Here is a 15,594-nt window from a genome sequence, read left to right on the forward strand (position 1 = left end):
TAGTTGATATTCAAGCGTGTTCAAACAGCGACGTTGATACACGATACTTTTGCTCAAACAGTGCAAAAGCGCCAAGCAAGGGCGCATAAGGCAATTGGCTAATACGAATATTCAGCTGCTTGCACTGCTCATATTGAGTAAATGTAGACAGCATGGATTCACCAAATAAATCATAAGACTGTGTCACAGAGCCTCCCATAACGATAACATCCGGATCATAAGCAAGCTGCATATGGGCAAAGGCTATCCCCAAGTGTGTGCCCAACTGCTCAAATAGCTTAAGTGAAGCCGTATTACCGGCTTTTGCTGATAAATACTCTAACTCCCCATCGGTACCGCGCTGTTTAAAAAATTGGCCACTACAATAATCTTCTATGGTTTTATCCAGATAAGGTGCGCTGCCAAACTCACCAGCCAAGCCATATCGACCGGTATAAAGCTGCTCATCTATCACCACACCTGCACCGAGCCCTGTCCCCAAGCAAACACCTAATATGTTTTTACAGGGGGAATTTACTCTACCGTGCTCACCGTAGCGGTATTCACCATACGTAAAGCAATTCACGTCATTGTGAACCAACACAGGCACATTGAAACGCCGACTTAATATTTCTGACAATTGCACATCACGCCACGCTGGAATATTTGTGACTTCAAACACTTCACCGGTGTCACTGTTCACGACCCCTGGAATCCCAATAGCAATACCAACACATTCATCCGTTATCGTTTTTTTGACTAATTCAATGACATAATCTGTTACTGCTTGTTTTGTGCCAGATGCAGGCACGGGGTAACGTTTCACATGAGCAATTCGACCTTGCTTAGCAAGGCCGCACAAAGCTTTAGTGCCCCCTAAATCAATACATACAACCATCCCTGACATCTTTATGCTTCCTGCTCTGGTGATCTTTTCGCGAATAATTTAATTGTGTGATTATTGACAATAGGCTTTGACGTGTAGGCCACATGCAGCATATAGCCCAGTGGAACAAATAACAGCAAAAGAGACAACTGCAACGATCCAGATACTTGTGCCAGAGCACCAATCAAGGGCGAGATTATTGCCCCCCCCACAATACCTGTGCACAAAATACCCGCAATGGCACCATGCCCGTGAGTAAATGAATTAAGCGCGAGCGAAAAAATCGCTGACCACATTATCGATAAAAAGAAGCCTGCAGCAGGGAATGCCAATAATGCAATCTCTACAGAGCCAAATATAGCAGCCACCAAACTGATACCCGCTCCGATGCAAAACCACGCAAGTACTTTGCGTACATCAAACAGCTTCATTAAAATCAAACCCGCCGCGCAGCCCACAGTCAACATCAGCCAAAATTCACTGACAATACCGGCACCGATTTGCTTTGCATCCAGCCCATGGACCTGTTCTAAAAAGAGCGATGTAGTATTTGCGATCCCTTGCTCAAGAGCAACATAAGCGGCAATCGCAAAGAAAAACTTAATCACCACTTTATTTTTGAACAGTGCCAAACTCTCTTTTAGTGTGTAAGCTTGCGACTTTTTTTGTTCATCATTGCCACCTACAAAGCGCGTCACAGCCCCCCAAATCATCATGACAATACACACAGCAGCAAACAACCAGTACATACTTAACCAACTCATTTGCGCTGGCACCAGTGTATTTAAAACATTTCCAGACTGCTGCGACATATCTGCTAAGTTAACGTAGACAATAGGGGATAAGGTCGCACCAGCACCAAACAGTAGCTGGGCAACAATAGATAACACTGCGAAATGCTCACTCCCGCCTGCTTTTCTTAGCAGTGGATTAATGGCCACTTGCAAAAACGCCATGGCACTGCCAATTAAGAACAAGGCGACCATCGCAAACACGAAACTAGGTAAGAGTGCAAATAGCAAGGAGCCAATGGCTGCAAGCGCAAAAGCCAGTGTCATTACAAACTTTTCACTGAGACGCTGCGCTAATAACCCAGCAGGAATTGACATCACACCATACGCAGCAAAAAAAGCAAATGGAAAAAACCCTGCCAGCGCTATGCCGATATCAAAGCTTTTAATCAATTCCGGAAAGATGGGACCAAGAATATTAGTGATAAAAGAGATCGTAAAGAACGTCGCAAGAATCACGAAAACTGCTGGCAAATTCTTATTCATTAAGTGTACCTTATTTAATAAAAAGGTGATGGCAAAAATAGGATCTGTTCGTTGGCAGACAAATGATCCAAGGGGAATCCGCCATCACCTTAACTCGTCAAATAAGGTTAGTTTGCCGCCAAATAGACGCATATTGCGGCACTTTTCAAACCTTTATCAATACAATTCAAGCTCACCGAGAAAATATAAATAATTTATACCTAAAGAACCCAATCAAGGAACAATTCAGTCTATTCTGAACGGCTATGAGTAAAAGGTTTGATTTCAATAATGATTTAGTTATGTTTATTAGTATAGCGGCTGAAATTACAACCTGTGCCAGTTAAACTAGGCACCAAGCCACTCAGAAATTGGAAGTTGATTTAATTTAAACTTACTTTAAGTAAAAACGATAGAATCAAATAACCTGTTTCCAGACTATCGACATGATAATGAAAAATGGTATAGCCCTGAATAAGGGCTATAGGTTCATATCTGGATTGTTTTCCAGTGCTTGCGCTATTAGGTCGTTCATAGCCTCATTGGCACCTGCGGCGATTTTCACAACATGACTATCGCGTACAAAGCGCGCAAAAATATGTGAGTCTACATACCCTTGCGCACCATGAAATTGTGCACATTGCGTCACAATTTCTTGATGCAACTCCGTCGCGGCCACTTTCAACATTGCAATTTCTTTCATCGGCATTTTGCCCTGCTCAAAAGACCATGCACAGTGATATGCCAATTGCTCAATTGATGCCTGCTGAGTGCTCAATTGTGCCATAGCATGCCTGACCACTTGATACTTGCTCACCGAAGCTCCGCCAAGTTGTCGGGACTTTAAATGGTGCCAAGTTTGCTCAAGGCAGCAGCGGTTTGCCGCTAAAGCCATCACACCAGCACTGAGTCTTTCAAGCTGCATGCCTTTGACTATCAATTGAAACCCCTGTCCAACTTTGCCAATCACGTGCGACTTGGGCACAAATACCTGCTCTAGCTTCAACTCGGCTACATCCGCACTGTGCCAGCCCAAACAGTTTAAAGGGGTTCGATGCACACCAGGTGCATGTGCATCAACAACAAACAAAGAAAGACCCGTTGCACCAAAGCGACTTTGAGTTGCTTCAGACGTTCTCGCTAACACCACAAAAAAATCACATTCAGTGCCATTGGCAACAAATTGCTTATGCCCGCTCAACACAAAGCCATCTGCTTGCGCTTGGGCGCTTAATTTTAACGCATTGAGATCTGTGCCTGCATCAGGCTCAGTCAGCGCTAAAGCCGCCACTTTATCCCCTCGAATAGCGCTGTGAAGATACATTTCTCGGGTATGAACATCTGCCAGTTTCGTCAAATAGGGTAACGTCATATGACTGTGCACAGCAATTGCAGTTCTAAGGCCTGCACTGCCCAATCGGCCAAGTTCCTCGAGAAATATCATCCCATGAAAGATATCCCAACTAGCTTCTTGAGACTCACTTTTCGAGTCCATCGCAATACCGAGCCACCCAGTTTGCCCAAGTGCTTGCCAAAAGGCTCTATCGACCTTGCGTTCTGACTCCCAGCGCTCGATGTTGGGCACTGCATGTTGGTGTAAAAATTTCCGCACTTCTGTGCGGAAATTTTTATGAGACTGATTAAAATAAATGCCATCAGACATACTATTTCACCTGCACAACTTGCCCATTAGTCAGCTCAGGTAACTTACTTGCTGGTAGTGAAAAAACTGCATGAGGCGTACCCGCAGCAGCCCATACGGTCTCGTATTCAAGCAAGTCTTCATCAATAAAAGTAATCGGCGTCTCCAAATGACCTAAAGGCGGAATGCCACCAATCGCAAACCCTGTCACTTCACGTGTAAAATCTGCATCCGCTTTACTTAACTTTTCACCTAAATGCTTTGCCACTAGTTTTTCTTTTACTCGGTTTTTTCCGCTAACCAGTAGTAAAATTGGCTTACAGCTCTCTTTGCCTTTAAAAATAAGCGATTTCACGATTTGCCCTAGTTCACACCCAATCGTGTTTGCCGAGTCTTCTGCTGTGCGCGTACTTCCCGGTAATTCAACCACAGAAAACTCACAACCCGCAGCGACTATGGCATCTTGAACGCGTTGCGCACTTTTGCTTAAATTCATTGTCTTTCCTTATTATTTAGCTGTATCACGATATTTTGAAAGCAAAGCAACTTTGTCCACTTTGCCGTTTTTATTTAATGGCATATCCGTTAGAACCACATATTGAGACGGTATCATGTAATGTGGTAACCGCTGCTTTAATGCCTTATTTAACTCGCCACTGTCGATAGGCTTATTGAGTAATAAAAACGCGATTAAGCGCTTTTCATTACCATCAACCGCACTCGCTAAAACATGCGCACTCATCACAGTGTCTAAGCTCTCTAGCTCTGTTTTTATTTCCGCCAGCTCTATCCTAAAGCCTTTGACTTTCACCTGATCATCCGTTCGGCCTACAAATTCTAAATCACCACTTGATAGCATTTTTACACGATCGCCAGTGCGATAAAGACGCTCCCCCCCTAAAGGGGTTTCAACTTGATCAACAAAGCGTGCCCGAGTCAATTCAAATTGACCTATGTAGCCCAGTGCGACACCATCGCCCGCAATGTATAGCTCTCCTTCTTGCTCTGGTGCCACACATTGCAACTTATCATCTAAAACATACACCCGGGTATTCGCTATTGGTTTACCTATTGGCATCACATCCAGCGGTAAAGTAAGCCGACAAGCCGTTGCAAAGGTCGTGCATTCCGTGGGTCCGTATATATTGCTGATATTTGTATTGGGCAGCACCGCCAAAGCCTTGCGCATATGCGCTAAATTGTGTGCTTCTCCCCCAGTAAGAATGGTATGCAAAGGTTCAAATATTTCGGGCTTTTCCGCTATTACAGTGTTAAACAAGGCTGTCGTAATAAACAATGTATTCACCTGATGCGCACTAATACATCTACCTAGATTAGCAATTGTTGGCAGCGCATTTGGGAATATCACACAGCACCCACCATTTAGCAGTGGCCCCCAGATCTCAAAAGTCGCCGCATCAAAGCTGACCGTCGCCAAATGCAGCACCCGCGTTTGCTCATTGAGCTCAACATAATCAACATCACTGACTAACCGCAGCACACCAATATGCGCAACAGCAACTCCTTTTGGCTCACCCGTAGACCCAGAAGTAAAGTTAATGTACGCCATTTCTCGGTGTGCAACTTCAGGCTCACTTGCATCTGCAAACTGACATTCAGCGTCAATATCTTCTAAATTGATAAAGTGAACCGGCAGAGGTAAAGCTTCCACTTTACTGTTCTCGCACAGCACCAGCCGTGTGCGACTTTGATAAATCATGGACTGCTGGCGTTTAATAGGTAAGTTCGAATCCAACGGCAAGTATGCTGAACCCAGCTTTAAGATTGCCAACATCGCAACCACCATACGTGGGCTTTTATTCAAACTAAATGCAATACTCGTATCTTGCTCATGACCGCGCATTTTAAGTACATTCGCCAGCTGATTAGCTTGCCTTTCAAGTTCGCCGTAGGTCACTTTCACATCACGCCATTCAAGTGCAATCGCATGTGGTGTCCGCTTTGCTTGTTTGGTAAATGCGTGGGCAATGCTCATTTGGCGGTCAAATTCAACATAGGTATCATTCACTTGCGCTAACAACACCGACGCTTCAGCCTGTTTATTGACTGTCATTATCCTTATCCCAGTTATTCCATCAGTTGTTTGCACTCGTTTTCAATCTGTCGAAGCAGTTGATTTTGGTGTGAGTGCAAAAAGAAGTGCTCTCCCTCAAAGCAGATTAACTCAAAGTTGTTGTGGGTATAGTTTTGCCAAGCTTGCATGACCATAGGCGGGTCTATTTTGTCGTGCACCCCACTCAAAGCCGTTATTTTGACATTGACGGGTGTCCGCTCACTATCGGGCCATAACTCGGACAAGGCCATGTCTGATCTTAAAATCGGCTCAAGCATACGCATTAACCTTTTATCTTCGAGAATATGAGCGGGAGTACCGCCCATTTTCGCGACTCGAGCATAAAAAGCACTGCTGTCCAGGTTATACATATATGGCAAAATACATGGCTCACTCGGTGCTCTACATGCTGACAAAAACAGTTGCAGTGGTAACGGCTTTTGTAACGCTTCTAACTTGCGTGTTAACTCAAATGCAATACGAGCACCAAAACTATGACCAAAAATAACATACGGACATTCGCCATAGTCTTGGTCGAGCATACCAATCGCATCAATTAACTCATCCAATAATGTCGACCAATCGGCATATAAAGCAGCTCTTAACCGAGACTCTCTGCCAGCCAATTTATAGGCCAACACCTCGATACTTTCACCCAACTCTTTTTGCCAAGGGAGGAACATCCGCGCTCCTCCACCTGCATAGGGAAAGCAGATTAATCGCAGCTTTACATTTTTTGTCTTTGTATTGGCACGTAACCAATACGCATCAGCATGCTCAGCTTTTGTATTTATCTGCAGTGTCATCAGTTACGCAGTTGCTGTTTGGTTTTGGGTAATAAACTCAGCAACAGCGCCCAAACGACCATCCTCAAATAATGCATCTGCGGTCAGCGCGTCTTCGCCATAAAGAGCGTCGGTGCGAGATAACAACTTAATCGCACTCAATGAATCACCACCGATGTCAAAAAAGTCATCTTGTAAAGAGACCGACTCTAAGTTCAATATTTCTTGGCACAGCGCCAATACTGTTTGTTCAATGTCTTTCATCATCTTTCCTTAATTGCATTACCACTCACGGCGGTTAAACGGCGTGTTATTAAACGTTTTTTCAATCAGTGCATTATGGCCAATTGAATCTGTACCTGAAACTAACACTGAACCATGGTTATCAAGGCTGGCATTCGCACCAAACTCATCCAAGCTTTGCGAATACGGATATACTTTTACATCTGTCGGGACATAACGCGCGGCATAACCTAAACGCATATTTTTTTCACCCGAATGAGGGTAAGAAGCGTGCATGAGGGTAGACCAAAAGATAACAAATTGGCCGGGCTTCATAACTAATGGAACCGCTTGAGATTCATCAGGTTTCCAGTTCGGATCTTTTTGCAGTTGGCGATAGTCATATCCAAAAAAGCCGCGTTTAATACCATCTTTTTCCACTGAATTGATCTGAGATTCATCATAAGTGAGTTCTTTGGTTTCGTCATAATTCATGGTTTTATGCGTTCCTGGCATGATCTGCAGGCAACCATTTTCAATTGTAGACTCTGTAAACGCAGTCCAAACCGTAATCGTACCAGAGTGCTCAGAACCTTCAGGCCATTCAATCTGTGGTTTTTTCGACGCGGCTACGTTGGCAAATGTACCCGCTTGATGCCAATCAGTGCCTTCATCACCTGGGTATTTAGGGAAAAACTCCGTTCTCCAGCACAGTAAATCACGACCTAAAATGCTTGCAACACGATCAATAATTTCACGCTTACAGATGTGCTCTGCAAGGAAATCAATATCGAGGTGACGATCATAATTGGATATATTGGTACTACCTGAGATGCCGTCATCGCCACGGTAAATTGACTTTCGACTGTCCACCAGCTTCGGGCGAAGCTTTTTGAATTTTTCAGTCATTTCTTCTGGCGTGTATGCGGTGAATGGACCTGCAAAACCTTGTCTACGAAACTGTTCTAATTCTTCTTTCGAAAATGAAAAATCCTCTGCTAAGCAGGGCTCGATTTGTTCTTCTAACATCATTATTCCTTTGACTATAAAAGTTTAGGCTGAGTCAGCCTTTTCATTATTTTTTTAATAATTACCCATTTTTTATGGACATATGTCCATGGAAAAGAAACATACTACATAAAATAAGGTACAACAACACAAATAACAATTTGATACATTTAATACACATAATTATGAGTTATCTTCATGTCGAGAAGTTTTCATTCCATTTGGATTGACTATTTAATCGTCAATACACTAATGTGTGAAAAGTTACTCTTCAGCGAATTAAAAATAAAAAATCCAATAGAAAATTAAAAGTAGACTTTAAAAACATAAAAAAATCATTGTTATTTTTTTTTTGATTTATTTATTCTTTACTATTGAGGTTACTTTTCAGGTACACGCGATCTATGCATAAAGTATTCAAGCTGATTTTAGTAATAATACAGTTAAAGCATTTACTCTAAAAACAGTTTTATTGAAGACAACATTGGCATAATTCACAAGGAGGATCGATGTATTTTCAAACTGAACAGTTAACCGCTCCCATCATGGCATTTGCTTATTCATATGCACACGGCATTAATGAACCTCAGCATGCGCATACTAGCGTACAACTTTTGCATACGCTGACTGGCGTTTTGAGGGTCACAACACCCCAAGGGCGATGGATCATTCCACCAGATAGAGCACTATGGATCCCTGCTAACGTACCCCATAGCATCAAAGCGCATGGTAAAGTAGAGGTAAGAACCTTGTTTTTAGACCCCTTTGCCAGAGCCGATCTGCCTAGCGACTGTGGTATCTTCCAAGTTCCTGAATTACTTAAAGCATTGATCAATAGCGCTGTTGATATTCCCACTCCTTGCCCAAAGGGAGGCAGAGAAGAGCGCATCCTAGAACTTGTTTTAGATGAACTACGCGACTTATCACTACATGATTTCAATGTCCCCTTACCAGAAGATGAGACACTTTTAAAACTATGTGAAAAAATCACCGCTCGCTTAGAACACCCGTGGTCTCTAACTGATGCCGCTTACATGCTAAGCGTCTCAGATCGCACAGTATCAAGGCGCTTTCATCAAGCCACAGGCCTCAGTTTTGGCGAATGGCTTCGACGAAAGCGCCTTATGCGCAGTATGGAGCTGTTGGCTCAAGGCCACAATGTGATCGATACTGCACTGGCAGTCGGATATGATAGCCCAGGCGCTTTTAGTGCCATGTTTAAGCGTCGTGTTGGATTAGCACCAGTCGACTTTATAGCGCAGCCACAAACAGTCGCTTAATTTAGCTCAACAACGCAGTCCCCTCGCGGGAACGTCATGCAAGCTAAACGTGCGCCGGCCTCAAAGCTGGCGTCATCTAGCGCTTCTCTGCCTTCAGAATGACAGGGGCCTTTAATCGTCACACTGCATGCGCCACACAAACCACTACGACATACTGAAGGAATTTCGACGCCTTGTGACTCAGATAATGCCAACAGTGTTTGCGTGCCATCTGTTTTCCATCGCACATCATGTGGCATCAACTGAACGTGCATTGATGTCGGCTCAGCTTCTCTTGCATTGTTGGTATTCACCACAAAAAAGGATTCAACCAACACATTTTCTGGCGCCACATCTAGCGATATTAACGCTTGTTGCATATCAGTCGTAAATGCCGCACCACCACACAAATAAGCCAAACGCTCATGAAGATCAGGGCATACGTCAGCAATGCGATCTGCCGTCCACCTACCAAGCTGCCCTCTCGACAAGTCAGTCTCTGAGGTGAAAGTCGTCACTAACTTTACATTGGGTAAAAGCTTAATGAGCGCTTCAAGTTCGTTATAGCCAATTAAATCTTGACGTTGTTTGACAGATATCAACATCACCACATCACAAGATAATTGGGCATCAGCCAGCTCATGTAACATTGCTATGAAAGGCGTTACACCACTGCCTGCCGCCATCCATAACAACTTCTTTTTTGACTCACTTGGCAAGACAAATTGCCCTGTAGGTACCCCCACATCAAGCCTCAACCCTATCGCGGCATGATCGCACAACCAATTTGATACTAGGCCTTGATTGACCCGCTCAATGGTTAATCGGATCGTACTTCTATCTTGCGATGACGAAGAAATAGTATAACAGCGTCGAAGCGATTTCCCCTGTATTACAAGCTCTAACGCCACATATTGACCAGCAGAGAACTGCAAAAAGGGTAGCCCATCGACACGGCGCAAATATATCGAAATACAGCTTTGAGTTTCAATCGCGATCCGTGAAATTTGGCATTCAACGCTGGCTGCTTTGTTCATCCTAGACATACATTTATTCCTCATATCACTTATGCTGTGACACTGGCAGGGCGAAGCCAAGACCAGGCTTTGGCGCCGTATTGAATAATCGCAATACCCGCAACCGTAACAATCGCCCCCAAACAATTCGCTACTGTCACTTGTTCATCCAATAGGAGTACACTACCTATCATGGCAAAAAATGGCATCAGCAAACTAAATGGTGAGATCTTGTCGACACTAAATTTTGCCAATAATTTGTACCACAAAATAAATGCCAAAATGCCGCCCAAAAATGCGGTGTAAAGTAATGCACCCCAAGCAGGTAAACTGGCTTGTGTGATTGACTCCCATTGGCCTTGTTCAATTAAGAACGATAATCCTAAAAGCATAGGGAATGCATACATAGCGACGGCTGCGTTTAAGCCCACAGGGTCAAAAGGCCCCAGCTTACGTACACAAATATTACCGATTGCAAACATCAAAGCAGAACAAGCGATAATAACCAGTCCCAACACACTGGTATTTTGCTGCGGTAAGCCGAGGATCAAAGAGACGCCAACCAAACAAACCGCAGTGCCAACAAAGCCAAAGCGCGTCAATTTTTCACCTAATAGGACTGACCCTAAAATCAAGGTAAAAATGGCATTCGTTTGATAAACAATCATCCCTGAGGTCACATCAGCGTATTGAAAGCCGATATACAGCAATGCAAAGTGCGCAACCCCTTGAGTTAAGCCCACTGCCGATGCTTTTCCAAAGTGCCCCTTTAGCCTTGTCAAAAAAGGAGCCAGACACACCAACATCAATAAAAATCGCAAAGCCACCATAAATACAGGGGGAAACTCGCCGATCCCAAATTTAAGCATGACAGCCTGAACACCCCAAATGCAGGGAACCAGCAAAGCAACAAAAAACCACAGTGTGCTCATAGCCTTCTCCTAAGCTGACTCAGTTTCTAACACGCATAGTGACGCCACATTTTTCAATGCTGCCTTAGCAAAATCAGTCAAAAATGTCTCTAATTGCTGCTGCGAAGTTTGGCTGTCTTTCGGCTCCCCAGCCATTTCCCAAACCACACGGCATTGCTGTTCTGAAATAGGCTCGACTCGAATATGCTCCCACAAATTGCGAATATCTAATGATGTTAAAATGATATTCCAATGCATAGACATGCTTGCGTCATCTCGCTCAGTTAGCTGATCAATAACAAAATCACCGGAAGCAAAAAACTTTCGGCGAACGGCTCCCTCGCCGTCACTGAGCATTTCAATCCGCTCTAATCCATCCGTAAATCGGTCAAATGCTGAAAAATTCCCTACCACAGACCAAGCCGTGCTAGCCGGTGCATTAATCTCAATATCGTTATATACAGTGCCTGTATTGGGAATAGTCGCATATGCTTTGCGCTGTGTTTGATTCGTTGTTTTCATGATTATTCCTTTCAATTGCTACATCTAAAATCAGGGTGTAACGAACTTGCGATTCATTACACCCCCAAAAATTTAAGCTGCTTGCTCGATAAGCCCTTTAGCATTATTCAATGCCGCCGTAGCAAATGTTGCAATAAAGTCCTCAAAGTCCGGTTGCAATGTGTCTTCATTTGCAGGCTCGCCAGCAATATCCCAGAACACGCGAGCTTGACCATCTGGCAAAGCTTCAACTCGCATAGAAGACCATAAGTTATTGATATCCATATTGGTAAATAATAGACTCCAACTCATGATGTGATTCTGCTCATCGTAGCTATTCAGCTGCTCTAAAACTAAGTGACCATCAGCAAAAAACTTTTTGCGAACAGCACGTATCCCTTCACCTGTCATTTCAATGCGCTCAAGACCGTCGACAAATTTGTCAAAGCCGGCAAAGTTGCCAACAACTTCCCATGCCTGATCGGGTGTTGCTTTGACATCGACAGACGTACTAACAGTGCTTGTTTTAGGTACATGAATAAGCGTTGAACGTTGCTCTTTATAAGGGGTACTCATAACAGTTTCCTTTGTTTAATTATTAAATTGTTTTTTAAATTGGCTGTGCTTCTTTTTTGGGACATTCAATAAATTGACTAGCAATTAAAAAGCCCAAATTGGCATCGACCAGTGCCAAATCTTTATCAGGATAAGCTAGCCCAAATTGCGCTAACCTTGTGGCAGTAGCGGCGCTATCAATATGCGAGATATCACCAATATCTTCATTATTTTCATCAAGATAAAATGAAACAACTTGAAATAGTGCATTGCTCTCATCCAGCGTCATTAACGTGTCTCGCCACACTTTGTCGCCCACAAAACGCATGGGAACGCCAAAGTGGGACAGTCGGCCAACATATTGCTTCCACGTCAGAAGGTTGGGATTATGAAAATGTAAAACAGGCTGGTGCCCATCTTCACATAAGGTTGCAGCAACCATGCCTTTAGCAATGAAATCCACAGGACACAGATCGAAATTCAATGACCAATCTGGTGCCATACCCAATTGCGCGGCGCCCTTAAGCAGCAATAGAATCCGATTTTGATCAGGAACACAGCGACCAGTTTCAGAATGACCGCAAATGTTGCCAGGCCGTACTAAGGTCACTGGTAAACCTCGCTGGTAAGCTTGCCATACAAGCTGTTCAGACACCCACTTTGTCAGGTTGTAACCATTATTGACAAACGCAGGCAATTGCTCCGCTGGGCCATCTTCGACAATGCGCCCGTTTGCATCTAAGTTGCTCGCAGCCGAGAGTGTTGAAATATAAACCATCTGCTTAATTTTGTGCTGGCAGGCCATTTCAAGTAACTCTATGGTCGACTGTACATTTGCGTTGTAAAGGTAGTCGTAATCATAGATATGATTTACTTGTGCACCATTGTGATAGATAACATCAACCGATTGACTCAACTGGTCATACTGAGACTGGGTCATACCCAAAAGCGGCTTGGCTAAGTCGCCACATACAACTTTAACTCTCGCTGGGCAAATAGCCTGTTCAATGTTAAACATTTGCCACGCATCATGTATTTTTTTCCATCCATATTCCACGGAGGTAGCACGCACTAAGCAATAAATTGTCGCGTCAGTTTGTGTAATTAACTGTTCCAAAATATGGATCCCCAAAAAGCCATTTGCACCGGTTAACAACACAGTTTGGGGGGAAAATGCGTTCGGGTTGCTCCCATCCAGAGGTTGGATCTGAAAATCTAACACCATATCCGCATAGATCCGATCTGAGATCTGTGCGCCTTTATCCAGATCAGATCCACTTAACAATACCGCAAGTGCGCTAATGGTTGGGTTTTCCATAAAACGTGCCAAGGTGAAGTTACCTGGAAACTGATTTTTCACCGCCAGAAGCATTTTTGAAACAAGGAGTGAGTGACCGCCTAATTCAAAGAAAGACATTTCTCGACCAATATCTAACTCATCAACTTCAAGTACCTGAGCCCAAATTGCCCTCAACGCACTCTCAACCTCACTGAAAGCTTCATCTGCTCGCTGAACACCTGTGGCTTCTGGGACCATAGCCAACAGCTTTTGACGATCGACCTTACCATTGCTGGTCGCTGGAAAGGTGGTTATCTCAATTATCTGACTAGGCATCATATAATCAGGCAAACTGAGTGCTAAGTCATGTCGCAACAACGTGGTATCCGCCGCGTATTCTGCTTCACTCACAAACGCATGAATGCGCTTTTTTTCATCAGCTAAAACCACACACTGATGATACAGCCCAGTGCGCAAAATGGTGTTCTCAACTTCACCTAACTCAACTCTAAACCCTCTTATTTTGAGTTGATTGTCTTTGCGACCAACAAAGTTTAACTCGCCCAGCTCATCCCAATACGCAATATCACCGGTGCGATATAGACGTGCACCTTGTGACCAGCCGCTCGGTGCTATAAAGCACTCTGCAGTTTTCTCTGGCTCGCCGAAATAACCCGGACCAACGCCAGGTCCGGCCAAATAGACTTCGCCTTGCTCTAGTGTATGACAAGGATTGCCTTGCTCATTGACCACATAGATCTGTGTATTTTGTATCGGTTTACCGAGCACTTTATTATTACTGTTTGGAGAAAAAGCTTTATACGTTGCCAATACCGTACATTCAGTGGGGCCATAAATATTAATTAGCTGGCTCCGCGGTGACCAATATGCAATGGTTCTAGCATCACAGACATCCCCACCTGTGATGATATAGCGCATAGATGGCCACTCATAATTTGGTAATGCGCTCAGCATGGCAGGCGGGATAAAGCAATGGCTTGCCTGCTCTGAGCGAATTAACTGATCTAATTGCGAAAAATCATGGCGTGCTTCTTTATTTGGTACGACTAGAGATGCTCCCACCAATAACGTCGGGAAAATATCCAGTAGCGATGCATCAAAAGAAACCGTCGTAAACTGTAAGCATCGAGAGTGTGTATCAAGCTGCGTGTAGCGGCTATACCAATCACAAAAATGCAAAATATTACTATGTGTTAGCTGCACCCCCTTTGGCATACCTGTTGAGCCTGAAGTGTATATAAGTACTGCATTTGAAGATGGGCTATGTGCCAACTTAGGTAGCTCACTATCAACATCCTCACCCTCACTTATTAAAGTGTTAATATCAGCGAAGTTATCAGCTAACCCTGCTCGATGACTGATGACGAGATCCGCAGAGGCACTGTTTAAAATATTATCGATGCGATCTTGAGGATAGTCTGGGTCAATAGGCACATAACACGCCCCCAGTCTTAATACGGCTAAAATGCTGGCGTATAACTCAAATGATTTGTCTAATGCAATGGCTATCACAAGTTGAGACGATACTGTAGGTAAACGTTTAGATAGCTGTTTTGCTATTCGTTCACTCAATCTATCTAGCAATGCATACGACATCGTTTGGCCGTCAAAGCGTATTGCAATATTATCGGGATAGCACTGGCAAGCTTGTTTAAAACCAGCAAACAAAGTCGTCGTTTCAATGAGCGGTTCGCATGCAGTCTCATTCGTTTTATGCCAAGCACGTATTTGCGCTAAATCCTGATTAACAGGCCAGTTTTTTGGTGACCATTCAACTAGGGTATCTAACTCACTTTGTGCAACACGCGTGAGTGCAACGGTTAAATTGTCTTGTAACTGTTCAACCAATTCACTGTATATATCTGCGCCATTAATCGCATGACTCGCCACAACTTCGGCTTCACTCAATACCCACCAACGGTGCTCTTTAAACCAGATACACCTCAACCAATAACTTGTCTCTTGCTCACACTTTTCGACATTGAGATACAGCGTGTTCTCCTCGCCCAATGGCGAGTCCGGTAACGCACAAACAGTCAGATCCAGCGTATCTAGCGGTTGCAAATTTTGCCAAAAAGTCTGCTCACTCGGTGTGTCTTGATCACAAAATACAGTGTGGCCGAAATCATATGCAAGCTGTCCAAGCTCTGCAAAACAGGGGCTATCATTGCGGAGCAAAATAGAGAGTAATTTCATATTC

14 protein-coding genes are annotated in these 15,594 nt (G+C 43.9%); 1 reads left to right on the forward strand and 13 read right to left on the reverse strand.

Going from position 1 to position 15,594, the window contains the following annotated elements; genetic code table 11:
• Positions 1-10 precede the first annotated feature (10 nt).
• The 8 genes from L1077_RS18140 to L1077_RS18175 form a co-directional block, all read right to left on the reverse strand.
• On the reverse strand, positions 11-886 hold the full coding sequence (locus L1077_RS18140) for an ROK family protein (protein WP_237138354.1): 876 nt from the start codon (positions 884-886) through the stop codon (positions 11-13).
• 2 nt (positions 887-888) lie between these two features.
• Positions 889-2,142 carry an MFS transporter gene (locus L1077_RS18145; protein WP_237138355.1) on the reverse strand — a complete coding sequence of 418 codons (1,254 nt, stop codon included), beginning with the start codon at positions 2,140-2,142 and terminating at the stop codon, positions 889-891.
• 460 nt (positions 2,143-2,602) lie between these two features.
• Positions 2,603-3,784, reverse strand: coding sequence for an acyl-CoA dehydrogenase family protein (locus L1077_RS18150; RefSeq protein WP_237138356.1), 1,182 nt, complete (start codon positions 3,782-3,784; stop codon positions 2,603-2,605).
• A 1-nt stretch (position 3,785) separates the two neighbouring features.
• Positions 3,786-4,259: a YbaK/EbsC family protein gene (locus tag L1077_RS18155; protein ID WP_237138357.1), complete on the reverse strand. Its 474-nt coding sequence runs from the start codon at positions 4,257-4,259 to the stop codon at positions 3,786-3,788.
• Between the two features lie 12 nt (positions 4,260-4,271).
• A complete protein-coding gene (locus L1077_RS18160) occupies positions 4,272-5,837 on the reverse strand; it encodes an amino acid adenylation domain-containing protein (protein WP_237138358.1) in 1,566 nt (521 codons plus the stop codon).
• A gap of 14 nt (positions 5,838-5,851) precedes the next feature.
• Positions 5,852-6,643: a thioesterase II family protein gene (locus L1077_RS18165; protein WP_237138359.1), complete on the reverse strand. Its 792-nt coding sequence runs from the start codon at positions 6,641-6,643 to the stop codon at positions 5,852-5,854.
• 3 nt (positions 6,644-6,646) lie between these two features.
• Positions 6,647-6,886, reverse strand: coding sequence for a phosphopantetheine-binding protein (locus L1077_RS18170; protein ID WP_196760632.1), 240 nt, complete (start codon positions 6,884-6,886; stop codon positions 6,647-6,649).
• Positions 6,887-6,904: 18 nt separating this feature from the next.
• Positions 6,905-7,876 (reverse strand): chlorinating enzyme, encoded by a 972-nt coding sequence (locus L1077_RS18175; protein ID WP_237138360.1) that lies wholly within the window; start codon positions 7,874-7,876, stop codon positions 6,905-6,907.
• 485 nt (positions 7,877-8,361) lie between these two features.
• Here L1077_RS18175 and L1077_RS18180 point away from each other — a divergent pair, with 485 nt between their 5' ends.
• On the forward strand, positions 8,362-9,132 hold the full coding sequence (locus tag L1077_RS18180) for an AraC family transcriptional regulator (RefSeq protein WP_237138361.1): 771 nt from the start codon (positions 8,362-8,364) through the stop codon (positions 9,130-9,132).
• Here L1077_RS18180 and L1077_RS18185 read toward each other — a convergent pair.
• The 5 genes from L1077_RS18185 to L1077_RS18205 all read right to left on the reverse strand — a co-directional run bounded on the left by L1077_RS18185 (position 9,129) and on the right by L1077_RS18205 (position 15,590).
• On the reverse strand, positions 9,129-10,157 hold the full coding sequence (locus L1077_RS18185; RefSeq protein ID WP_237138362.1) for an FAD-binding oxidoreductase: 1,029 nt from the start codon (positions 10,155-10,157) through the stop codon (positions 9,129-9,131). The genes L1077_RS18180 and L1077_RS18185 overlap by 4 nt on opposite strands.
• A 20-nt stretch (positions 10,158-10,177) precedes the next feature.
• The gene (locus L1077_RS18190) at positions 10,178-11,059 is read right to left on the reverse strand and encodes a DMT family transporter (protein WP_237138363.1); all 882 of its coding nucleotides are present in this window, start codon (positions 11,057-11,059) and stop codon (positions 10,178-10,180) included.
• Between the two features lie 9 nt (positions 11,060-11,068).
• Entirely contained in the window at positions 11,069-11,560 is a 492-nt protein-coding gene (locus tag L1077_RS18195; RefSeq protein ID WP_237138364.1) for an SRPBCC family protein, read from the reverse strand.
• 72 nt (positions 11,561-11,632) lie between these two features.
• On the reverse strand, positions 11,633-12,115 hold the full coding sequence (locus L1077_RS18200; RefSeq protein WP_237138365.1) for an SRPBCC family protein: 483 nt from the start codon (positions 12,113-12,115) through the stop codon (positions 11,633-11,635).
• 34 nt (positions 12,116-12,149) lie between these two features.
• Positions 12,150-15,590, reverse strand: coding sequence for an amino acid adenylation domain-containing protein (locus L1077_RS18205; RefSeq protein ID WP_237138366.1), 3,441 nt, complete (start codon positions 15,588-15,590; stop codon positions 12,150-12,152).
• Between the last annotated feature and the right edge of the window lie 4 nt (positions 15,591-15,594).

It is taken from the genome of Pseudoalteromonas luteoviolacea (assembly GCF_021654285.1).
In the GTDB taxonomy this organism is placed as follows: Bacteria; Pseudomonadota; Gammaproteobacteria; order Enterobacterales; family Alteromonadaceae; genus Pseudoalteromonas; species Pseudoalteromonas luteoviolacea_J.